The organism is Pseudomonas sp. (assembly GCF_049590575.1).
Lineage (GTDB): Bacteria > Pseudomonadota > Gammaproteobacteria > Pseudomonadales > Pseudomonadaceae > Aquipseudomonas.
Window position 1 is genome coordinate 18,958 of sequence record NZ_JBAWDE010000310.1, and the last position, 20,175, is coordinate 39,132.

Annotated in this window: 22 protein-coding genes and 1 other RNA gene; 11 read left to right on the forward strand and 12 right to left on the reverse strand. The window is 61.7% G+C overall.

What is annotated here, in order from left to right; translation table 11 throughout:
• Positions 1-38: 38 nt before the first annotated feature.
• Entirely contained in the window at positions 39-446 is a 408-nt protein-coding gene (locus WBR57_RS21695) for a flagellar basal body-associated protein FliL (protein WP_424086477.1), read from the forward strand.
• 17 nt (positions 447-463) lie between these two features.
• On the opposite strand, the gene WBR57_RS21700 is transcribed toward WBR57_RS21695, so the two are convergent.
• The 4 genes from WBR57_RS21700 to WBR57_RS21715 are packed head-to-tail and all read right to left on the reverse strand — an operon-like array spanning position 464 to position 5,780.
• A complete protein-coding gene (locus WBR57_RS21700) occupies positions 464-1,582 on the reverse strand; it encodes an ABC transporter permease (protein WP_424086479.1) in 1,119 nt (372 codons plus the stop codon).
• Positions 1,582-4,299: a ribosome-associated ATPase/putative transporter RbbA gene (gene rbbA / locus WBR57_RS21705; RefSeq protein ID WP_424086481.1), complete on the reverse strand. Its 2,718-nt coding sequence runs from the start codon at positions 4,297-4,299 to the stop codon at positions 1,582-1,584. The genes WBR57_RS21700 and rbbA overlap by 1 nt, the downstream gene beginning before the upstream one ends.
• Complete coding sequence (locus tag WBR57_RS21710) at positions 4,296-5,279, reverse strand: HlyD family secretion protein (protein ID WP_424086483.1); 984 nt, start codon at positions 5,277-5,279, stop codon at positions 4,296-4,298. Before WBR57_RS21710 ends, rbbA begins: the two co-directional genes overlap by 4 nt.
• Positions 5,280-5,330: 51 nt before the next feature.
• On the reverse strand, positions 5,331-5,780 hold the full coding sequence (locus tag WBR57_RS21715) for an EVE domain-containing protein (RefSeq protein ID WP_424086484.1): 450 nt from the start codon (positions 5,778-5,780) through the stop codon (positions 5,331-5,333).
• 195 nt (positions 5,781-5,975) lie between these two features.
• On the opposite strand from WBR57_RS21715, the gene WBR57_RS21720 reads away from it, so the two are divergent.
• The gene (locus WBR57_RS21720; protein ID WP_010207387.1) at positions 5,976-6,125 is read left to right on the forward strand and encodes a hypothetical protein; all 150 of its coding nucleotides are present in this window, start codon (positions 5,976-5,978) and stop codon (positions 6,123-6,125) included.
• Positions 6,126-6,132: 7 nt separating this feature from the next.
• On the opposite strand, the gene WBR57_RS21725 is transcribed toward WBR57_RS21720, so the two are convergent.
• From WBR57_RS21725 to WBR57_RS21740, 4 genes are all read right to left on the reverse strand, one after another.
• The gene (locus WBR57_RS21725) at positions 6,133-6,762 is read right to left on the reverse strand and encodes a 5-formyltetrahydrofolate cyclo-ligase (RefSeq protein WP_424086487.1); all 630 of its coding nucleotides are present in this window, start codon (positions 6,760-6,762) and stop codon (positions 6,133-6,135) included.
• Between the two features lie 56 nt (positions 6,763-6,818).
• A non-coding RNA gene (gene ssrS / locus WBR57_RS21730) (6S RNA) lies at positions 6,819-6,997 on the reverse strand.
• A 30-nt stretch (positions 6,998-7,027) separates the two neighbouring features.
• Positions 7,028-7,345 carry a cell division protein ZapA gene (locus tag WBR57_RS21735; protein ID WP_105697237.1) on the reverse strand — a complete coding sequence of 106 codons (318 nt, stop codon included), beginning with the start codon at positions 7,343-7,345 and terminating at the stop codon, positions 7,028-7,030.
• Complete coding sequence (locus tag WBR57_RS21740) at positions 7,342-7,551, reverse strand: TIGR02449 family protein (RefSeq protein ID WP_007982902.1); 210 nt, start codon at positions 7,549-7,551, stop codon at positions 7,342-7,344. Before WBR57_RS21740 ends, WBR57_RS21735 begins: the two co-directional genes overlap by 4 nt.
• A gap of 138 nt (positions 7,552-7,689) precedes the next feature.
• Here WBR57_RS21740 and WBR57_RS21745 point away from each other — a divergent pair, with 138 nt between their 5' ends.
• From WBR57_RS21745 to gcvH, 9 genes are all read left to right on the forward strand, one after another.
• On the forward strand, positions 7,690-8,247 hold the full coding sequence (locus tag WBR57_RS21745) for a YecA family protein (protein WP_424086491.1): 558 nt from the start codon (positions 7,690-7,692) through the stop codon (positions 8,245-8,247).
• A 19-nt stretch (positions 8,248-8,266) separates the two neighbouring features.
• A complete protein-coding gene (gene pepP, locus WBR57_RS21750) occupies positions 8,267-9,589 on the forward strand; it encodes a Xaa-Pro aminopeptidase (protein ID WP_424086493.1) in 1,323 nt (440 codons plus the stop codon).
• Positions 9,586-10,773, forward strand: coding sequence for a 2-octaprenyl-6-methoxyphenyl hydroxylase (gene ubiH / locus WBR57_RS21755; RefSeq protein WP_424086494.1), 1,188 nt, complete (start codon positions 9,586-9,588; stop codon positions 10,771-10,773). The genes pepP and ubiH overlap by 4 nt, the downstream gene beginning before the upstream one ends.
• A complete protein-coding gene (locus WBR57_RS21760; RefSeq protein ID WP_424086496.1) occupies positions 10,766-11,251 on the forward strand; it encodes a DUF4442 domain-containing protein in 486 nt (161 codons plus the stop codon). The genes ubiH and WBR57_RS21760 overlap by 8 nt, the downstream gene beginning before the upstream one ends.
• Before the next feature lie 9 nt (positions 11,252-11,260).
• A complete protein-coding gene (locus WBR57_RS21765; protein ID WP_424086519.1) occupies positions 11,261-12,478 on the forward strand; it encodes a 2-octaprenyl-3-methyl-6-methoxy-1,4-benzoquinol hydroxylase in 1,218 nt (405 codons plus the stop codon).
• A gap of 159 nt (positions 12,479-12,637) precedes the next feature.
• A complete protein-coding gene (locus WBR57_RS21770) occupies positions 12,638-13,642 on the forward strand; it encodes an extracellular solute-binding protein (RefSeq protein WP_119737320.1) in 1,005 nt (334 codons plus the stop codon).
• 156 nt (positions 13,643-13,798) lie between these two features.
• A complete protein-coding gene (locus tag WBR57_RS21775) occupies positions 13,799-15,415 on the forward strand; it encodes an ABC transporter permease (protein WP_424086498.1) in 1,617 nt (538 codons plus the stop codon).
• Between the two features lie 156 nt (positions 15,416-15,571).
• A complete protein-coding gene (gene gcvT / locus WBR57_RS21780) occupies positions 15,572-16,654 on the forward strand; it encodes a glycine cleavage system aminomethyltransferase GcvT (RefSeq protein WP_424086500.1) in 1,083 nt (360 codons plus the stop codon).
• A gap of 52 nt (positions 16,655-16,706) precedes the next feature.
• Complete coding sequence (gcvH, locus tag WBR57_RS21785) at positions 16,707-17,090, forward strand: glycine cleavage system protein GcvH (protein WP_424086502.1); 384 nt, start codon at positions 16,707-16,709, stop codon at positions 17,088-17,090.
• 122 nt (positions 17,091-17,212) lie between these two features.
• On the opposite strand, the gene WBR57_RS21790 is transcribed toward gcvH, so the two are convergent.
• The 4 genes from WBR57_RS21790 to WBR57_RS21805 form a co-directional block, all read right to left on the reverse strand.
• The gene (locus WBR57_RS21790) at positions 17,213-18,355 is read right to left on the reverse strand and encodes a DegT/DnrJ/EryC1/StrS family aminotransferase (RefSeq protein WP_424086504.1); all 1,143 of its coding nucleotides are present in this window, start codon (positions 18,353-18,355) and stop codon (positions 17,213-17,215) included.
• Positions 18,356-18,511: 156 nt separating this feature from the next.
• Positions 18,512-19,177, reverse strand: coding sequence for an outer membrane protein (locus WBR57_RS21795; protein ID WP_424086506.1), 666 nt, complete (start codon positions 19,175-19,177; stop codon positions 18,512-18,514).
• 157 nt (positions 19,178-19,334) lie between these two features.
• Positions 19,335-19,652 carry a DUF2388 domain-containing protein gene (locus tag WBR57_RS21800; RefSeq protein WP_122541969.1) on the reverse strand — a complete coding sequence of 106 codons (318 nt, stop codon included), beginning with the start codon at positions 19,650-19,652 and terminating at the stop codon, positions 19,335-19,337.
• Between the two features lie 68 nt (positions 19,653-19,720).
• The gene (locus WBR57_RS21805; protein WP_424086509.1) at positions 19,721-20,167 is read right to left on the reverse strand and encodes an NfeD family protein; all 447 of its coding nucleotides are present in this window, start codon (positions 20,165-20,167) and stop codon (positions 19,721-19,723) included.
• Positions 20,168-20,175 lie beyond the last annotated feature (8 nt).

Sequence of the window (20,175 nt, forward strand, 5' to 3'; positions counted from 1 at the left end):
CGTTATGCTACCCGGCAACCGAATGTGAGGAATGAACTGTGAAAGCGTGGATTATGTTGATGCTGGCCCTGACCTTGCCGATGGCAGCCCAGGCCGAAGAGGCCAAAGAAGGCGAGGCGCCGAAGGTCAGCTATATCAGCCTGACGCCGCCGTTCGTGGGCAACTACGGCCTGGACGGTACGGCGAAACTCAAGGTGTACAAGGCCGACATCGCCCTGCGCGTGACCGGGACCGAGGCCGCCGCAGCGGTCAAAGCCAACGACGCATTGATCCGTAACCAGCTGGTGGCGTTGTTCACCCAACAGACCAACGAGACCATGAGCACCGTTGAAGGCAAGGAAAAACTGCGCCAGGAAGCCCTGAAGCAAACCCAGCAAGTGATGAATACCGAAACCGGCAAGCCGGTGGTGGAAGACCTGCTGTTCAACAACCTGATCATTCAGTAATCCGCCTGGCCGGCGGTTCAGGAAGCCAAACTCTTCCTGAACCGCGCCAACGCCACCGCAAAAAACAGCAAGCCGATTGCCGCCAGCGCCAGCAAATCCGGCCACACCACGCTCACCCCCGCATCGCGAAACAGAATCGCCGCGCTCAAACTCACAAAGTGTGTCGACGGCGAAGCCTGCATCACCCACTGCAACCATTCGGGCATGCTGTCGAGCGGCGTGCTGCCGCCGGAAAGCAGCAGCATCGGGATGATCACCGGGATCGCCAGCAAGCCGAACTGCGGCGTCGAACGGGCGAGGGTGGCGAGGAAGATTCCCAGCGCGGTGCTGGCAAACAGGTAGAGCGCCGTCACGAACAGAAACAAACTCAGCGATCCAGCCAGTGGCACGCCGAGCAACCCCTTGACCACCACCTCCAGCGACAGCCAGGTACACAGCACCACCACCAGCATGTTGCTCCAGATTTTCGCCAGCATGATTTCCAGTGCGGTCAGCGGCAGCACCAGCAAGTGGTCGAGGGTGCCGTGCTCGCGTTCGCGCAATAGCGCGGTGCCGGTCAGCACGATGGCGAGGATGGTGATGTTGTTGACGATCTGGATCACCGCCAGGAACCAGCCGCCTTCGAGGTTGGTGTTGAACAGCGCGCGGGTCGTGAGCAGGGCTGGCGCCTGGGCCGCAGCGTCGGTTTGCCCGCTGTAGGTCAGCAGCTCGCGCTGGAAGATCCGCCCGATGTAGCCTGCGCCCATGAACGCCTGGCTCATCGCCGTGGCGTCGACATTCACCTGCACGCCCGGCTGGCGACCGGCCAACAGGTCAGCCTGGAAGTTCGCCGGCACATTGATCACGAAGGTGTATTCGCCGCTGTCCATGACCTTGTCCAATTGGTCGTAGGCCAGCGGCGCAGGTGCCTGGAATTCGGGAGGCTGCAGCGCTTCGGCCAGCTGCCGCGACAGTGCGCTGTGGTCTTCATCGACAAACGCCACGCTGGCGTTGTGCACGCCAATCACCGAACCGGCAGCGGGCATGTAGATGGCCACGGTGAAGGCGTAGAACAGAAACAGCAGCAACACGCTGTCGTGGCGCAGGCTGGTGAGTTCCTTGAGACCCAGGCGCAGGATATGGGCGAGCTTGTGCATCAGGCCTCCTGCTTTTTGAGCATCACCAGGCTCAGCCCGGTAAACCCGACGAAGAAGCCGAACAGCGCCAGGCATTGCGGCCACAGCTGGCGCAGGTCCAGGGCTTTGGTGAAGGTGCCCACGGCGATGTCCAGAAAGTGCCCGGCCGGGAACAGCATGCCCATCAAAGCGGCTGCGCCTTCCAGGGACGAGCGCGGCACGATCAGCCCGGAGAACTGGATGGTCGGCAGGCTGGTGATGATCATGGTGCCGAGGATCGCCGCGATCTGGGTGCGGGTGAAGGCGGAAATCAGCAAGCCCATGCTGGTGGTGGCCAGCACGTAGAGCAGGCCGCCGAACGCCAGGGTCAGGCCGCTGCCTTTGAACGGCACGCCGAACAGCCAGCGATTCATCGCCACCAGCAGCGCCAGGTTGACCAGGCTCACAGCCAGATAGGGCGCCTGTTTGCCGAGCAGGAACTCCAGGCGGGTCAATGGCGTGGCGTAGAAATTGGTGATCGAGCCCAGTTCTTTCTCGCGCACGATGCCCAGGGCGGTAAGCATGGCAGGGATAAACGCCAGGATCAGCGCCATCACGCCTGGGCCGATGGCATTCACGCTGACCACGTCCTGGTTGTAGCGAAAACGGGTTTCGAGCTTGGCGGCGGCCTGGTTGCTGCGGGGCAGGCTGCTCAGTTCGGCCAGCTGCGCAAGATTGCCCTGGTGCACCGCCTCCACATAGTTACGGCTGGTTTCTGCGCGAAACGGCATGCCACCGTCGAGCCAGGCGGCCACGGTGGGTTGGCGGCCGGCATAGAGGTCGCGACCAAAGCCTGGCGGGATCTCCAGGGCGAGTTTTATTTCCGAGCGTTGCAGGCGCCGTTGCAATTCGCTCGCGTCACGGATGCTCGGTTGCTCGGCGAAATAGCGCGAACTGCGGAACGCTTCCAGGTAGGCGCGGCTTTGCGGGGTCTGGTCCTGGTCGTAGACGGCAAAGGCGAGGTTTTCCACATCCAGGGAAATGCCGTAGCCAAAGATCACCATCATGAACATCGCACCGAGCAGGGCGAAGGCCATGCGCACCTTGTCACGTAACAGCTCCTTGCCTTCACGGCTGGCCACGGCCAACAGGCGCGACAGGCTGAAGCCGCGCTTGCTGACAGGCGGCGGGTTGGTTTCGCTGACGGTTTTGGCGCGCGCTGTGGGTTCGGTTTCGCCCTGGGCCTGCTCCAGGCAGGTGACGAACGCGGCTTCGAGGGTGTCGCCGTGGAACTGCTGTTGCAACGCGTCCGGCGTGTCGCACGCCAGCACCTTGCCGGCGTGCATCAAGGAGATGCGGTCGCAGCGTTGGGCTTCGTTCATAAAGTGGGTGGACAGGAAGATCGTCACGCCTTGCTCGCGAGACAGTTCGATCAGCAGCCGCCAGAAGTCATCCCGCGCTGCCGGGTCGACGCCCGAGGTCGGCTCATCGAGGATCAGCACCTCCGGGCGATGCAGCACCGCCACCGCCAATGACAAGCGCTGGCGCAAGCCGAGGGGCAGCTCGCCAGAGGGTTGCTCGGCCACTTCATCGAGGTCGAAGCGCTGGATCAGTTCGTCGATGCGCGGGCCGCTTGCCGCCTTGGGCAAGTCGAACAGTTGCGCGTGCAGCACCAGGTTCTGGCGCACGCTCAGCTCGCCGTACAGCGAGAAGCTTTGCGACATGAAACCCACGCGCTTGCGGGTGGCCAAGTCCTTGGCGTTCACCGGGTTGCCCAGCAACGTGGCACTGCCCTCGGTGGCCGGCATCAGCCCGGTGAGGACCTTCATGGTGGTGGTCTTGCCGCAGCCGTTGGAGCCGAGGAAGCCGAAGATCTCGCCGCGACCAATCGCAAAGCTGACCTTGTTCACGGCGGTGAAATCGCCAAAACGCAGGGTCAGATCGTGGGCTTCGATGGCGATATCCGTAATGGCGCCTTCGCGCGGTGGAATGACCAGCGGCTTGTTGTTGTGGGCGCTGTCGCCCTGGAAGTGGGTGAAGGCCTCGTCCAGTTTGCCGCTGGGTGTGGCTGCCGCCAGTTCGCGGCTCAGGCCGTCGGCGATCAATCTGCCACGGTCGAGCATCAGGCAGTGTTCGAATTGCTCGGCTTCTTCCATGTAGGCCGTGGCCACCAGCAATGTCAGTTGCGGGCGTTCGCTGCGTACGGTTTCGACCAGCTCCCAGAAGCGCCGGCGCGACAGCGGGTCGACGCCGGTGGTGGGTTCGTCGAGGATCAACAGGTCCGGGTCGTGGATCAGTGCACAGCACAGGCCGAGTTTCTGTTTCATCCCGCCAGACAGTTTGCCCGCCGGGCGTTCGGCAAAGCGCGCGAGGTCAGTGGCCAGCAACAGATTGTGCATGCGCTGCTCGCAATCGGCTTTCGACAGGCCGAACAGCGTCGCAAAAAAACGAATGTTTTCGCTGATGGACAGCTCGGGGTACAGGTTGCCGCCCAAGCCCTGGGGCATAAAGGCGATACGCGGGTAGAGGCTGTTGCGGTGGCGGCGGTCGGCGATGGAACCACCGAGCACCTCCAGCTGGCCGTCCTGCAGTTTCTTGACCCCGGCGATCAGGCCCAGCAGGCTCGACTTGCCCGCGCCGTCCGGGCCAATCAGCCCGCAGCGCGTGCCGGCGGGCAGGCTGAAAGCAATGTCGAGCAGTGCCTGTTGCTTGCCGTAACGATGGTTGATGCCGGTGGCGTGCAGCGCCAGGCCGGTCATTGCAGGTTGGCCGGCCAGTCGATATCAGCCGTGCGTACGTAACCGGCGCCGGGCATGCCGGGCTTGGCCTGGGGCACGGCGCTGGGTTGGGTCAGGTGCAATTTGACGCGGAACACCAGCTTCTGGCGTTCGTCACGGGTTTCCACTTCCTTGGGGGTGAACTGGGATTTGGCCGCGACAAAGCTGATTTTGGCCGGCAGCGGTTGCTCGGGCAGGGCGTCGAGGAGCACTCGCGCGTCGCTGCCGACGGTCAGGCGGCCGGTGACGGAGGCGGGGAGGTAGAGGTTCATGTACTGATCATTCGGATCAATCAGCAACAGTACGCGCCCGCCCGCGCCAAGCACTTCGCCGGGCTCGGCCAGGCGCAGTTGGATAATCCCGTCGATGGGCGCGCGCAGGCTGCTGTCATCGATTTCGCTGGTGAGCTGGGCGACCTGGGCCTGTGCCGCGCCAATCGCGGCTTTCACCGAGTTGACCTGGGCTTGCGCGGCAACCACGGCGGCGTTGCCGGTGTTCTGACGGGCCTGCTGTTGGTCGATCAACTGGCTGCTGGCGAAGCCGCGCTTGTACAGCTCCTGGGTGCGCCTGAGCTCCTGGTTGGCCAGCAATTGCTCGCTCTGGCGCAGCTGCACATTGGCTTCGGCGGCGGCGAAATTTTCCCTGGCGCGCAGCACTTCTGCTTCAGCCTGGGCGCGCTGGGCCTCCAGGGTGCGGGTGTCCATGCGCGCCAGCAGTTGGCCCTTGAGCACCTTGTCGCCTTCATCCACGCGCACTTCGGCCAGGCGCCCAGGGATCTTGGCGGCGATCTGCACTTCAGTGGATTCCAGGCGGCCGTTGCCCATGCTCAGGCCTTCGGGCAGGCGGTCCTGGGTCGAACGCCAGTAACCGAAGCCACCGGCACCCAGCAACAGGGCGATCAGGGCGAAAGCGAAAAGGCGCGACATATGAGGGGGCTTAGACATGGCTGCATCCTGCGGCATTAGCGTCCTAGTGTGACCGGTTTACCGCGTGGAGGTGTTGATGTCGATCAGTTAAAGCAGATTAACGATCATGGCCCATTGCTCAGGCGTGACCGGCATCACCGAGAGACGGCTTCCCTTCTGCACCAGTGGCAACTCGGCGAGGGCAGTTTGCTGCTTCAGGTAGCCCAGGCCCAGCACCTTGGGAAACGTCTGCACGTGCGCCACATTGATTGCGCTCCAGGGGTTTTTCTCGGGGCTGGCTTTGGCGTCGAAGTAGTGGCTTTCCGGCTCCAGCGCAGTCGGGTCCGGGTAAGCCGCTGCGACGATTTTGCCAATACCGGCAATGCCGGGCTCGGGGCAACTGGAGTGGTAGAAGAAAAACTCATCGCCCACGGCCATGGTCCTGAGAAAGTTGCGCGCCTGGTAGTTGCGCACCCCGTCCCAGCGGGCTTCGCCAAGCTCTTCCAGGCCCTTGATGGAGAGTTCGTCGGGCTCTGATTTCATCAGCCAATAGGCCATTTTTCGGCTCCTGAAATAGGCAGTGGGAAAGTTGTCTGGCAATTTTATGACAAACCGACAGTCGGTTGGCGCCAAGGTTTGCGTGTTGGTTCACGTTACCGCAGAATGCGCGGGTTTTAAGCTTGACACAGCTGCAACGGACTACTGTGGAACGTTGTTAACATCGTGTACGAGGTGCCTGGAGGGGGGCAATCGATGCAACGTAAACCGGATTTACTATGGATATTGGTTATTTTGTTTGGTCTGGGTGTCGTGACCACCGGATATGCGCAAAGCCTGTGGTCGAACAAGACCGATGCTCCCGTTGAGCTGGCGCAGCAGCAACCGCAACCGTTCAAGCGTTAACTCTTCTTCAAGGCGCCGCTGACTCCAGTGGCGTCTCTGCGATATACAATCTCTTGTCAGTGACCGTGCCAGCCAGCGGCACATCCCAGCTCGCCTGTACCAATCGTTCGACTTTCTGACATTCATGGGCCAGGCCCAATAGCGTCGGTTTGCGCCAGCACTGGCGGCGAGCCAGGTACGCGAGGCTGCGGTCATAGAAGCCGCCGCCCATGCCCAGGCGCCCCCCGGTTTCATCAAACCCCACCAATGGCAGCAACACCAGGTCCAGCGCCCAGACCTTGCGTTGTCGGCTGATATTTACCCGCGGCTCAAGAATCCGAAAACGGTTGGGCAGCAGTTTTTCGCCGGGCCGTACGCGTTGGAACACCATCTTGGTCCGTGGCCAGGCGCTGAGGACCGGTAGGTACGTGGCCTTGCCCCGGCGCTGTGCTTCACGCAGCAGCAGGCGCGGATCGATTTCACCGTCCGTTGGTAGATACAAAGAGATATGTTTGGCCCGGCGAAACAGCGGGTGCTGTGCCAGTTGCCGATACAGGCCGAGGGCGGCCTGGCGCTGCTCGCTCGGCGTGAGGGCGCGGCGGGCGTTGCGCAACATGCGTCGAAGTTGCGGACGAGAAAGCGGCGCAGGTTCGGTCATGGTTTCGGCTCATAAAACAATGCCAGTCCGAGGACTGGCATTGAGTTTGGGAATTCAGGCTCCCCGACAGAACCGCTGTCGACTAAGCCCTTGAACCCGAAAGTTCAAGGTGGAAGAAGCAGTAGGCTTTAAGGCTTTCCGTCTAGCGGACATGCACACCAGCCCAACGTGCAACTTCCAGGGTAGTGCGAATCGGCTCCGGGACATCGCCGACTGGCAAGCACGCCAGGGAGTGGGGCGAGTATACCTTAAACAGACTCGGCAATCAGCCCTTGGGTGCGTCTGAATCGCTGGAAAGTACCAGATCGACACGATCCAGCAGGTCACGTACCTGCTCGCGTGTCGAGCCGCTGGCCTGCACGTCAGGGCGTTCCTGCTTATGCAGCAGGTCGTGGGTAATATTCAGCGCGGCCATCACGGCGATGCGGTCGGCGCCGATCACCTTGCCGCTGCTGCGGATTTCACGCATCTTGCCATCCAGGTAGCGGGCGGCGCTCACCAGGTTGTTGCGCTCTTCCTGGGGGCAGATGATCGAATATTCTTTGTCGAGAATCTGCACGGTGACGCTATTGCTTGAACTCATGAGTCTTGCTCCAGGGCCTTCAGGCGCGAAATCATCGATTCGACCTTACGCCGGGCGATTTCGTTTTTTTCAATGAGGTGAGCGCGTTCCTCGCGCCAGGTCTTTTCCTGAGCTAATAGGAGTCCGTTTTGACTCTTAAGTTGCTCGACCCGAGTAATTAGCAATTCGAGTCTGGCCATCAGCGCTTGCAGGTCGGTGTCTTCCATTGGGTTCCACTGGATTTGTCTGATGAATGGCAACTGCAGGATAAACGATCTGACGCCCTTGATAGTCTTGGTACGTCTGCCGGTGCTAGGATACAGCGCTCCATTCTAGACATTGCGCCGTCTGGCGCCTAGCTCACCATGCCTAATCAGAACTCCCCGTATGACGCTTTTTCCAAACTGCTGAGCACCAGCGGCCACCCTTGCTCGCCTGCCGAACTGCACGGCGTGTTACTAGGCCGCAGCTGCACCGGCGTTGGCTTTGATGCCGACAACTGGCTGGCTGATGTGGCCGAGCTGCTCGAAACCGAGCCGAACGAAAACGTGCGTAACGCGCTGATCGGCTTGCAAGAGATGGTCAAGGGCGAGCTGACCGGTGATGACGTCACCGTGGTCCTGCTGCTGCCGACCGATGACGCGCCGCTCGCCGACCGCGCCGCCGCCCTGGGCCAATGGTGCCAGGGTTTCCTCCATGGTTTTGGGGTGAACGCCGGCGGCCTCGACCTGAGCATCGACGCCAAGGAAGTGCTGCAGGACCTGGCGGCAATCTCCCAGGTGCAAGACGCCCTGGAAGAGTCCGAGGACGGCGAAGGCGACTACATGGAAGTCATGGAATACCTGCGCGTTGCGCCGCTGCTGCTGTTCACCGAGACCAAGAAGTCCGCCGAACCTGCTGCGCCAAAGCCGTCGCTGCACTAAAAAGGAAGCCCATCTGCCCATGATCCATATCCCCAAAGCGGAATACACCCGCCGCCGCAAGGCGCTCATGGCGCAGATGGAACCCAACAGCATCGCGATCTTGCCGGCCGCTGCCGTGGCTATCCGCAACCGCGATGTGGAACACGTGTACCGCCAGGACAGCGATTTCCAGTACCTCAGCGGCTTCCCTGAACCGGAAGCGGTGATCGTGCTGATGCCTGGTCGCCAGCATGGCGAGTACGTGCTGTTCTGCCGCGAACGCAACGCCGAACGCGAACTGTGGGACGGCCTGCGCGCCGGCACCGAAGGCGCAATTCGTGACTTTGGTGCCGACGACGCTTTCCCCATCACCGATATCGACGACATCCTGCCCGGCCTGATTGAAGGCCGCGACCGGGTGTATTCGGCCATGGGCAGCAATGCCGAATTCGACCGGCATGTGATGGAGTGGATCAACGTGATCCGCTCTAAAGCGCACCTCGGCGCCCAACCGCCGAATGAATTTGTTGCCTTGGATCATTTGCTTCACGACATGCGCCTGTATAAATCGGCGGCAGAGGTGAAGGTGATGCGCGAAGCCGCGCGAATCTCCTGCGCGGCCCACGTCAAGGCCATGCAGGCCAGCCGCGCCGGTTTGCATGAGTTCAGCCTGGAAGCCGAGCTGGATTACGAATTCCGCAAGGGTGGCGCGAAAATGCCCGCCTACGGTTCCATCGTCGCCGCCGGGCGTAACAGCTGCATCCTGCATTACCAGCAGAATGACGCGGTGCTCAAGGATGGCGACCTGGTGCTGATCGACGCCGGTTGCGAAATCGACTGCTATGCCAGCGACATCACCCGCACCTGGCCGGTCAATGGCAAGTTTTCGCCGGAGCAAAAGGCGATCTACGAGATTGTGCTGGCTTCCCAGGAAGCCGCGTTTGCCGAGATCGCGCCGAACAAACATTGGAACCAGGCCCATGAGGCGACGGTGCAAGTCATCACCGCCGGGCTGGTGAAGTTGGGGCTGCTGCAAGGTGATGTCGACGAACTGATCGCCAGCGAAGCCTACCGTGCGTTTTACATGCACCGCGCCGGCCATTGGCTGGGCATGGATGTGCACGATGTGGGCGAGTACAAGGTGGGCGGCGAATGGCGTGTGCTGGAAGTCGGCATGGCCCTGACCGTGGAACCGGGCATCTACATTTCGCCGGACAACCAGACCGTAGCGAAGAAATGGCGTGGCATTGGCGTACGCATCGAGGACGACGTGGTGGTGACCAAGCAAGGCTGTGAAATTCTGACTGGCGGCGTGCCCAAGACCGTGGCCGAGATCGAAGCCCTGATGGCGGCTGCCCGATGAGCCGGGTCAACCTGGCGATTATCGGCGGCGGCCTGGTCGGCGCCAGCCTGGCGTTGGCGTTGCAGGCCGGGGCCAAGGCGCGGGGCTGGAAGATCGTGCTGATCGAACCGTTTGCGCCGGGCGACAGTTACCAGCCGAGTTACGACGCGCGCTCGTCAGCGCTGTCTTTTGGGGCGCGGCAGATTTACCAGCGTCTGGGCGTGTGGCAGGAAATTGCCCGCCGCGCCGAGCCGATCAAGCAGATTCACGTGTCGGACCGTGGGCGCTTCTCGACGGCGCGCCTGTCCGCCATGGAGGAGGGCGTGCCGGCCCTCGGTTACGTGGTGGAAAACGCCTGGCTGGGCCAATGCCTGTGGCAGGGCCTGGACAAGGACGTGGTGAGCTGGCGCTGCCCTGCTGAAGTCGCGCGCATGGAGCCGCTGCCCGACGGCTATCGCCTGACCCTCAACGATGAAACCGTGCTGGAGTGCGACCTTGCCGTGCTCGCCGATGGCGGCCGCTCCGGCTTGCGTGAGCAATTGGGCATCGGCGTGAAAACCCGCCCGTACAACCAGAGCGCGCTGATCGCCAACATCACCCCGAGCGAAGCGCACAACGGCGAAGCCTTCGAGCGCTTCACCGACGAAGGCCCGATGGCCTTGTTGCCGCTGCCTGACAACCGTTGCGCGCTGGTCTGGACCCGCATCGGCATGGACGCCCAGCGCCTGGCCAACCTCGACGAACGCAGTTTCCTGAGTGAATTGCAGGGCGTGTTCGGCTACCGCCTGGGTACCCTGAAACAGGTCGGCGTGCGTCACTTGTACCCGCTGACGTTGATCGAAGCTGAAGAGCAAGTGCGCTCGCACCTGGCCGTCCTCGGCAATGCCGCCCACAGCCTGCACCCGATTGCGGGGCAGGGCTTCAACCTCTCGTTGCGTGACGCGAATGCCTTGGCTGACGCCTTGCTGGCCGGGCCGGCGGTGCCGGGTGACTTGGCGACCCTGCAAAATTACCGCGAACGCCAGCGCCTGGATCAGAAATTGACCGTGGGTTTCTCCGACCAGGTCACGCGGTTGTTTGGCAGTGCGCAGCCGTTGGTGGCCCTGGGCCGCAACATGGGCCTGCTGGGCCTGGATCTGCTGCCGCCGGCCAAACGCTGGTTCGCCCGTCAGGCCATGGGCCTGGGCACACGCCCCGATGCGTAAGTGGCTGATTGAGCGCCTCGGCAAGGCGCGGCTGTTGCGCTGGGTCATGACCCTGTACCCGCCGTACCTGGGCGCGGGGATCAGCGTGCGGCACATGAGCGCCGATTTTCGTCACGTCAAAGTGCGCATGGGCCTGGGCTGGTACAACCGCAACTACGTCGGTACGCAGTTCGGCGGCAGCCTGTATTCGATGGTCGACCCGTTCTACATGCTGATGCTGATGGAGAACCTGGGCCGCGACTACATCGTTTGGGACAAGGCTGCGAGCATCGATTTCATTTCGCCGGGTAAAGGCCCGGTGTACGCCGAATTTTCCATCGACGAGGCCTTGCTAAATGAGGTGCGTCGCCAGACCGAAAGTGGCGAGAAATACTTGCCCCACCTCAAGGTCGAGATTCATGACGGCTCCGGCACCCTGGTGGCGCGGGTCGACAAAACCCTTTACGTGCGGCGCAAGCCGCCAGCGAGACAGGCTTAAAGCATGGACATGCGCGCAGATGTGCTGATTGTCGGGGCCGGAATGGTCGGAAGCGCCCTGGCGCTGGCCTTGCAGGGCAGTGGCCTGCAGGTGTTGCTGCTCGACGGCAGCCCGCTGAGCGTCAAACCGTTCGACCGCGAGGCGGCCTTCGAACCGCGCGTCAGTGCCTTGTCGGCCGCCAGCCAGCGCATCCTCGAACGCTTGGGCGTGTGGGATGGCATCGTCGAGCGGCGTGCCAGCCCGTATGGCGAGATGCAGGTGTGGGACGGCAGCGGCACCGGGCAGATCCACTTCTCGGCGGCCAGCGTGCATGCCGAAGTGCTTGGGCATATCGTCGAGAACCGCGTGGTCCAGGATGCCTTGCTCGACCGCCTGCATGACTGCGACCTTGGCCTGCTGGCCAATGCGCGCCTGGAGCAGATGCGCCGCTCCGGCGATGACTGGCTGCTGACCCTGGCCGATGGGCGCAAGCTGCGTGCGCCGCTGGTGGTGGCCGCCGATGGCGCCAACTCCGCCGTGCGCCGCCTGACGGGCACCGCGACCCGGGAGTGGGATTACCTGCATAACGCCATCGTCACCAGCGTGCGCAGCGGCCAACCGCACCAACGCACGGCGTGGCAACGTTTTACCGACACCGGCCCGCTGGCATTTTTGCCGCTGGTGCGCGACGGCCAGGAGGACTGGTGCTCGATCGTGTGGTCGACCACGCCGGCTGAATCCGAACGCCTGATGGCGCTGGACGACGCCAGCTTCTGCCGTGAACTGGAGCGCGCGTTTGAAGGGCGCCTGGGTGATGTGGTCAGCGCCGACCCGCGTGTGTGCGTGCCGCTACGCCAGCGCCATGCCAAGCGCTACGTGGCCGAAGGCCTGGCGTTGATTGGCGATGCCGCCCACGTGATCCATCCGTTGGCCGGGCAGGGCGTGAACCTGGGTTTCCTCGATGCCGCGGTGCTGGCCGAAGTATTGTTGGCCGCCACCGAGCGTGGCGAACGCCTGGCGGATGTGAAGGTGCTGAGCCGCTACGAGCGTCGGCGCATGCCGCATAACCTGGCGCTGATGGCGGCGATGGAGGGCTTTGAACGCTTGTTCCAGGCCGACCAACTGCCATTGCGCTGGTTGCGTAATGCAGGTTTGAAACTGGTCGACCAGATGCCCGAAGCCAAGGCCGTATTTGTGCGCCAGGCCCTGGGCCTGACCGGCGACCTGCCAGACCTCGCAAAGCCCTGATTGAAATATGCCCCCCCTGTGGGAGGGGGCTTGCCCCGATGAGGCCAGCCCATCCAGCGTAAATCCCAGCCGTGCAACATCTGGTAACGCCTCCGCCAAGCGTTACCAAATGTGAGTCCTTATCATTTGCCCTCTTTTTGCGAATGAGAGACCGCACCCATGTTGGCACCCAAGCGCCTCCTGACTGCCCTGGCACTCACCCTGATCGGCAGCACCACCGTGCAGGCAGCCGACGAGGTGGTGGTCTACTCCTCGCGCATCGACGAGCTGATCAAGCCGGTATTCGACGCCTACACCCAGAAAACCGGCGTGCAGGTGAAGTTCATCACCGACAAGGAAGCCCCGCTGATGCAACGCATCAAGGCAGAGGGCGAAAATGCCACCGCCGACCTGCTGCTGACCGTCGATGCCGGCAACCTGTGGCAGGCCGAGCAAATGGGCATCCTGCAGCCGTTCACCTCGGCGGTGATCGACAAGAATATCCCCCTGCAATACCGCTCTTCCAACCATGCCTGGACCGGTTTGAGCCTGCGCGCGCGAACCATCGCCTATTCCACCGACCGGGTAAAACCGGGTGACCTCACCACGTACGAAGCCCTGGCCGACAAGCAGTGGGAAGGCCGCCTGTGCCTGCGTACGGCGAAGAAGGTCTACAACCAGTCGCTGACCGCCACGCTGATCGAGACGCACGGCGCGGCCAAGACCGAGGAAATCGTCAAGGGCTGGGTCAACAACCTGTCCACCGACGTGTTCTCCGATGACATCGCGGTACTCGAGGCCATTAACGCCGGGCAATGCGACGTGGGCATCGTCAACACTTACTACTACGGTCGCCTGCACAAGCAGAAGCCGGACCTCGCGGTAAAGCTGTTCTGGCCGAACCAGGGCGACCGTGGCGTGCACGTGAACCTTTCGGGCATCGGCCTGACCAAACATGCGCCGCATCCCGAGGCAGCCAAGGCGCTGGTGGAATGGATGACTACACCTGAAGCGCAGAAGATCTTTGCCGACGTGAACCAGGAATTCCCGGCCAACCCGGCGGTGCCGCCGTCCGCCGAAGTGGCGACCTGGGGCAAGTTCGTGGCGGATACCTTGCCGGTGGAAGTCGCAGGCAAGCGTCAGGCCGAGGCGATTCGCCTGATGGATCGCGCTGGCTGGAACTAAAAGCACTGCAGTTCCACATGTGGGAGCGGGTTTGCTCGCGAATGCGTTGTGTCAGTCGATACATAGGTGACTGATACACCGCTTTCGCGAGCAAGCCCGCTCCCACATTTTGGTTTGGCGGTGTTTTCAACATCTTCATTCTTTGAGAGTTAACCCTTGGCCCACCCCGCCCAACGCCGCTGGTACCTGCCGGTGTTCACCGTCGCCGCCCTGGTGCTGCTGCCGCTGAGCGTGCTGTTGCTGTCGTGGCAAAGCATCGACGCGCAAATCTGGTCGCACCTGTGGGAAACCCAGATGCCGCGCCTGCTGGGCAACACCCTGACCCTGGTGCTGGGCGTCGGCGTTGGCGTCACCCTGTTGGGTGTGAGCCTGGCCTGGCTGACCAGCCTCTGCGAATTCCCCGGCCGGCGCTGGCTGGATTGGGCGTTGATGCTGCCCTTCGCGATTCCAGCCTACGTGCTGGCGTTCGTGTTCGTCGGCCTGCTGGACTTCGCAGGCCCGGTGCAAACCCTGCTGCGTGACTGGTTCGGCAGCGGCTTGCGCTTGCCACGGGTGCGCTCCACCAGCGGTGTGATCATCGTGTTGGTGCTGGTGTTCTACCCCTACGTCTACCTGCTGGCGCGCAGCGCCTTCCTGGCCCAGGGCAAAGGTCTGATGGAAGCGGCGCGGGTACTGGGGCAATCGCCCTGGCAGGCATTCTGGCGTGTGGCCCTGCCCATGGCACGGCCAGCGATTGGCGCAGGCGTGGCCCTGGCGTTGATGGAGACCCTGGCGGATTTCGGCGCGGTCTCGGTATTCAATTTCGATACCTTCACCACTGCCATCTACAAGACCTGGTACGGCTTTTTCAGCCTGTCCAGCGCAGCCCAACTCGCCAGCCTGTTACTGCTGGTGGTGATGTTGGTGCTGTACGGCGAACGGCGCGCTCGCGGGGCCAGCCGCTCCAGTAACGAACGACCACGAGGCAAAGCCCTGTATCACTTGCGCGGGTTCAAGGCGGCGGCCGCCAGTACCTGGTGTGGCTTGGTATTCGCCTGCGCCTTTGTCATCCCGATGCTGCAGCTGATCGCCTGGTTCTGGCAGCGCGGCCGGTTTGACCTGGATGAACGCTATTCGGGCCTGATCGTCCACACGCTCTACCTGGGCGGCATCGCGGCACTGATTACCGTCAGCGTGGCGCTGCTGTTGGCCTTCGCCAACCGCCTGGCACCGACCCGCGCGATTCGCTCCGGGGTCAGCCTGGCCAACGTCGGCTACGCCTTGCCCGGCTCGGTGCTGGCGGTGTCGATCATGCTGGCGTTCAGCTACCTGGACCGTGAGCTGGTGGTGCCCCTGTCGGGCTGGTTGGGGGGCACGGGCAAACCCTTATTGCTGGGCAGCCTGTCGGCGCTGGTGCTGGCGTATCTGGTGCGTTTCCTCGCGGTGGCCTATGGGCCACTGGAAAACAGCCTGGCGCGAATCCGCCCGTCGCTGCCCGAAGCGGCACGCAGCCTTGGGGTGAGCGGTCCACGACTGTTTTGCAAAGTGTATCTGCCGTTATTGCTGCCCGGCACCTTGAGCGCGGCGCTGCTGGTATTTGTCGACGTGCTCAAGGAAATGCCCGCGACCCTGCTGATGCGCCCGTTTGGCTGGGACACCCTGGCGGTGCGGATTTTTGAAATGACCAGCGAGGGCGAGTGGGCACGGGCTTCTTTACCGGCCTTGACCCTCGTGTTGGTGGGCCTGCTGCCGGTGATCGGGCTGATCCGCCGCTCTGCCCGTCAAATCGGCTAGGTGCCAGTCCTACGGCTTGAGGCTACAATGCGCGGCATTCGGTGCGGTCCGTCTTTCGGATCGAGTCGCTGGGCGTGGCTGCAGGCCTTGTAATTCAAGGCATTCAACGCGAACGGCTACGCTGCGCACCTTCGCCACGCCCGGAAGGAGAAACCCATGGGACAGCGTACGCCTCTGTATGACCTGCATCTCGCCCTCGGCGCGAAAATGGTCGATTTTGGCGGTTGGGATATGCCTCTGCACTACGGCTCGCAAGTCGAGGAACACCACCAGGTGCGACGCGACTGCGGGGTGTTTGATGTATCTCACATGACCGTGATTGATGTCACCGGCCCCCAGGCCAAGGACTGGCTCCAGCACCTGCTTGCCAATGACGTCGATCGTTTGCATGGCTGCGGCCGTGCACTGTACAGCGCCATGCTCAACGAGCAGGGCGGCGTGGTGGACGACATGATCGTCTACCGCACCGAGGCCGGTTACCGCCTGGTGGTCAACGCCGCCACCCGCGACCAGGACATGGCCTGGATGCAGGCGCAACTGGGCAACTTTCAAGCCCGGCTCCACGAGCGTCCCGAGCTGGCGATGCTGGCCATTCAAGGGCCCCATGCCCGGCAGAAGATCGCCGAATTGGTCACCCAATCGCGCGCCACGCTGATCCACCAGCTCAAGCCTTTTGAAGGCCAGGCCGACGGCGACTGGTTTATCGCCCGCACCGGCTATACCGGCGAAGACGGCCTGGAAATCGTGCTGCCGGCTGATCAGGCACCAGGGTTCTTCAACGATCTGGTCGGCGCGGGTATTTCACCCATCGGCCTCGGCGCCCGCGACACGCTGCGCCTGGAAGCCGGCATGAACCTCTACGGCCAGGACATTCACCAGGCTGTTTCGCCGCTGGCCGCCAATATGGCTTGGAGCATTGCCTGGGAGCCGGCCGAACGTGATTTTATCGGGCGCGCCGCGCTGGAAGCCGAATTGGCGGCAGGTGTGCAGTACAAACTGGTCGGGCTGGTACTGGAGGAACGCGGGGTTTTACGCGCTCACCAGGTGGTTCGTATCGCCAATGTTGGCGAAGGAGAGATCACCAGTGGTAGTTTCTCTCCTACGCTGAGCAAATCCATTGCCCTGGCGCGTGTACCGACGGCGACTGCCGACCGGGCCGAAGTGGAAATCCGCGGCAAGTGGTACCCGGTTCGAGTGGTCAGACCGACCTTCGTGCGCCATGGCAAAACCTTGATCTAACTATTTCCGGCAGGCCAATGGCCGCTGACATTTCTTCTTGAGGACACAGACTATGAGCGATATCCCTGCGGACCTGCGTTTTGCCGAAAGTCACGAATGGGCCCGTCTGGAAGCTGACGGCACCGTGACCGTCGGGATTTCCGACCATGCTCAGGAAGCTTTGGGTGATGTGGTATTCGTTGAATTGGCCGAAGTCGGCGCCACGTTTGCCGCTGAAGGTCAGGCGGGGGTGGTTGAATCGGTGAAGGCCGCCTCGGACATCTACTCGCCAGTTGCTGGCGAAGTGATTGCAGTCAACGAAGAACTGAGCGGTAGCCCTGAGCTGCTGAATTCCGACCCGTACGGCGCGTGGATCTTCAAGCTCAAGCCAAGCAACCCGGCTGACCTGGAAAAACTGCTGGATGCCGCCGGCTACGCCAAGGCGATCGGCGAGTAAACGCAGGACCCTGTGGGAGCGGCTTGCTCGCGAATGCGGTGGATCAGTCAGAACCTCTGTGACTGACAGACCGCATTCGCGAGCAAGCCCGCTGCCACATTGGCAGTGTCAGTTGTGAGTATTCAGCTGGCTTTCAGTACTGCCTTGACGGCTGCCACCGACCGCTCTACATCCGCCTCCGTCATCGCCGTAAACATCGGCAACGACACGATCAAACGCCCAACACGCTCCGCCACCGGAAACATGCCTTCCTTGAACCCCTGTGCCCGATAAAGGCTCAGCAGGTGGATCGGCGGATAGTGATAGCCAATGCCAACACCGTGGGCCTGCATCCGCTCCATGAACGTGGCGCGGGCTGGCAGGCCATCATGGCGCTCCGGCAGCACCAGCTGGAACAGGTGCCAGTTACTGTTTTCGAAGTCCGCCGGCGGCAACTGCGCGCCGTATGTCTGTTCAAAATCACTGCCGAAGCACTTGAAGTAGTGCCGTGCCAGATTCTGGCGATGGGCGGTGATTGTCTCGATATGCGCAAACTGCCCCAGGCCGATGGTGGCGGCGATATCGGTCATGTTGAATTTACCCCCCAGCACATCCACATCCAGGCCATCGAAGCCGGTACGCGTGACGCCTTGCAGGCGGTACTTTTCTGCCAGGCGCGCCTCTTCGGCATTGTTCAACACCAGGCAACCGCCCTCGGACGAGGTGATGTTTTTGTTGGCCTGGAAGCTGAACGACACGAAATCACCGGTTGCACCAATGCGTTCGCCATCCCAGCTTGAGCCCAGCGCCTGGGCGGCGTCTTCGATGATGCGCAAGTTGTACTTGTTTGCCAGGGCGTACAGCATCGGCATGTCCAGGGGCAAACCGGCCAGGTATACCGGAATGATCGCCTTGGTACGCGGGGTGATTGCGGCTTCCACCTGGGCCAGGTCGATATTGCGCGTGACCGGGTCGATGTCGGCGAACACCGGCGTGGCGCCTACTTCCATAATCACATTGGCCGTGGCGACCCAGGAAATCGGCGTAGTGATCACTTCATCGCCCGGCCCGATACCCGCTATGCGCAAGGCAATCTCCATGGTGCAGGTGCCCGAGTTGAACGTGCGCACCGGCCGTCCGCCGAAGTACTCCGATAACTGTGCCTCGAACGCCTGCACTTTCGGCCCGCTGGTGATCCAGCCCGAGCGGAGTACATCGCCGACCGCCGAAATGGTGGCTTCATCAATGGTAGGTTTGGAAAACGGCAGAAAGGGCTGTTGGCTCATAACGACGAAGGCATCCGTTTCAAATTGACGATGAGTAAGCGGGGTATCAGTACCGGCATGGTTGCACGGGTCGACTGAATATAGCCTGTCATGCGTGAATGAATCGTCGCGTTACACGCAAAAAAATGCCGCTTTTTCAGCGGCATTTTTTCGGTGTCAGAAGGCCAAGCGGGCCTCAAGGAATACATTCTGCTCTTTCAGCTTGCCTTTGAGCTGCTCATCGCGCGCGTTTATGCGGTTCACAAAAGTGTTGTAGCCGGTTTCGATATCGCCCATATCCACGTAACGCCAGCCGGCGCCCACCGTAATCTTTTCGCTGACCTTGGCCTCCAGGCCCAGGCCCACGCTGTAAGTGAAATTGTTTTGGCGGTTGTTGGCGAAGCGGCGGGTGTTATTGCTCTGATATCCCTCGGCATCGATTTGTGCCACACCCACGCCAGCCATGCCGTAGAACGACAGCCAATCATTGATCGGGATGTTTTTATAACCGTTGAGCATCAAGCGCTGGCTGTCGACTTCCATGCGGTTGACGTTGGCATTGAAGGGTGACCAGTAAGAGTCGAACGTAGAGCTGTTTTTTGTGGTGTATTCCCCTTCCAGGCGCCAGCCATCGGCAAAGGCATAACCGACAGCAAATGAGCCGGTGAATGCTTTGGCGCTATCAGGCGCTTCGATCCGATGGGTGACACGCGGGCTGGTCAATAGCGAACTGGAGAGATTCTGGCGGGCGCTGTTGAGCTTGGCCGACCCGTACCAGCCTTCTGCCTGTGCATAAGGTGTCGCGATAGCAGCGAGAAGCAGGAGAGTAGAAAGTTTTCGCATTGTTTCGATTCGCTTGGAAAAAGGAATCGCTAGCTTGTTGCGAGGCGGGCGAAGCGATCGAGAGGACTTTTCCTGTTGAATGTTTAATTCTTGAGCCTGAACTGTAGGAAAACAGCAAAAAAAACCGCTCCTAAGAGCGGTTTTTTATCAGGCCGTTTTACTCGGAGGCAATGGCGTTTTTCGCCAGGATGGCGTTGGCCAGCTCCATATCCGTGGCCTGCAGGCCAGGGTTGTCGGCACGCACTTTCTGCATTGCGGCTTCCAGGTACGGGCCGCGGATACCGCCGTCGCTGGCAACAAAGCTGCCGGCGTCATCTTGTGCGGCGACCACCAGCTTGTGGTCCTTGAAGGTCAGGTAGGTCGAGCCGGTAGTGGCGCCCGACGAGATGACATTGCGCCAGAAGCTGTCGGCCATGGCTGAACCGACAGGGAGGGAAAGCACAGCAAGGGTTGCGACAGCATATTTGAGACGCATGATGGGTGACTCCGGGTGGGTTATCTGTACTTTATGATTGTAGTTAGCCCAGCCAAGTTCCCCACTGGCTAAACCGTTTCGACGTTTAGGATTACGCCTACCTGCCCAATTACCCTTACCTGACGGCCTACTGCGCAGTCTGGGCCAGTGACCATCCACACGCCATCACCCACCTTCACCTTGCCTCGGCCATCCACGATGGCCTGATGCACCACGAAGGTACGGCCGATCAGCTCCGAGCCACGCTCGTTCAGGCCTGGTTGGTCACTGGCTTTGGCACTGCTGCGTTGGCGTTTCCACCAATACACCGCCGTCAGTATCGATAACACGGCAAACAACAGCAGTTGCCATTCCAGTCCCAGCGGTGGAACCAGAAACTTGATCACACCCACCGCCGCCGCCGCGATACCCATCCACAGCAGGTAACCACCGGCGCCGAACACCTCAAGTATCAACAGCACTGTGCCCAGCGCCAACCAATCCCAGAATGACAAATTCAGCAAGAAATCCCACATGGCGATGG

Excerpts from the sequence above, each read along its gene's own strand:
- WBR57_RS21765 (WP_424086519.1), top strand. The coding sequence starts at position 11,261 with ATGCGCGCAGATGTGCTGATTGTCGGGGCCGGAATGGTCGGAAGCGCC.
- WBR57_RS21770 (WP_119737320.1), top strand. The coding sequence starts at position 12,638 with ATGTTGGCACCCAAGCGCCTCCTGACTGCCCTGGCACTCACCCTGATC.
- ubiH (WP_424086494.1), top strand. The coding sequence starts at position 9,586 with ATGAGCCGGGTCAACCTGGCGATTATCGGCGGCGGCCTGGTCGGCGCC.
- pepP (WP_424086493.1), top strand. The coding sequence starts at position 8,267 with ATGATCCATATCCCCAAAGCGGAATACACCCGCCGCCGCAAGGCGCTC.
- rbbA (WP_424086481.1), bottom strand. The coding sequence starts at position 4,299 with ATGACCGGCCTGGCGCTGCACGCCACCGGCATCAACCATCGTTACGGC.
- WBR57_RS21745 (WP_424086491.1), top strand. The coding sequence starts at position 7,690 with ATGCCTAATCAGAACTCCCCGTATGACGCTTTTTCCAAACTGCTGAGC.
- WBR57_RS21760 (WP_424086496.1), top strand. The coding sequence starts at position 10,766 with ATGCGTAAGTGGCTGATTGAGCGCCTCGGCAAGGCGCGGCTGTTGCGC.
- WBR57_RS21740 (WP_007982902.1), bottom strand. The coding sequence starts at position 7,551 with ATGGAAGACACCGACCTGCAAGCGCTGATGGCCAGACTCGAATTGCTA.
- WBR57_RS21720 (WP_010207387.1), top strand. The coding sequence starts at position 5,976 with ATGCAACGTAAACCGGATTTACTATGGATATTGGTTATTTTGTTTGGT.
- WBR57_RS21805 (WP_424086509.1), bottom strand. The coding sequence starts at position 20,167 with ATGTGGGATTTCTTGCTGAATTTGTCATTCTGGGATTGGTTGGCGCTG.
- gcvT (WP_424086500.1), top strand. The coding sequence starts at position 15,572 with ATGGGACAGCGTACGCCTCTGTATGACCTGCATCTCGCCCTCGGCGCG.
- WBR57_RS21710 (WP_424086483.1), bottom strand. The coding sequence starts at position 5,279 with ATGCCGCAGGATGCAGCCATGTCTAAGCCCCCTCATATGTCGCGCCTT.
- gcvH (WP_424086502.1), top strand. The coding sequence starts at position 16,707 with ATGAGCGATATCCCTGCGGACCTGCGTTTTGCCGAAAGTCACGAATGG.
- WBR57_RS21735 (WP_105697237.1), bottom strand. The coding sequence starts at position 7,345 with ATGAGTTCAAGCAATAGCGTCACCGTGCAGATTCTCGACAAAGAATAT.
- WBR57_RS21800 (WP_122541969.1), bottom strand. The coding sequence starts at position 19,652 with ATGCGTCTCAAATATGCTGTCGCAACCCTTGCTGTGCTTTCCCTCCCT.
- WBR57_RS21715 (WP_424086484.1), bottom strand. The coding sequence starts at position 5,780 with ATGGCCTATTGGCTGATGAAATCAGAGCCCGACGAACTCTCCATCAAG.
- WBR57_RS21795 (WP_424086506.1), bottom strand. The coding sequence starts at position 19,177 with ATGCGAAAACTTTCTACTCTCCTGCTTCTCGCTGCTATCGCGACACCT.
- WBR57_RS21790 (WP_424086504.1), bottom strand. The coding sequence starts at position 18,355 with ATGAGCCAACAGCCCTTTCTGCCGTTTTCCAAACCTACCATTGATGAA.
- WBR57_RS21700 (WP_424086479.1), bottom strand. The coding sequence starts at position 1,582 with ATGCACAAGCTCGCCCATATCCTGCGCCTGGGTCTCAAGGAACTCACC.
- WBR57_RS21725 (WP_424086487.1), bottom strand. The coding sequence starts at position 6,762 with ATGACCGAACCTGCGCCGCTTTCTCGTCCGCAACTTCGACGCATGTTG.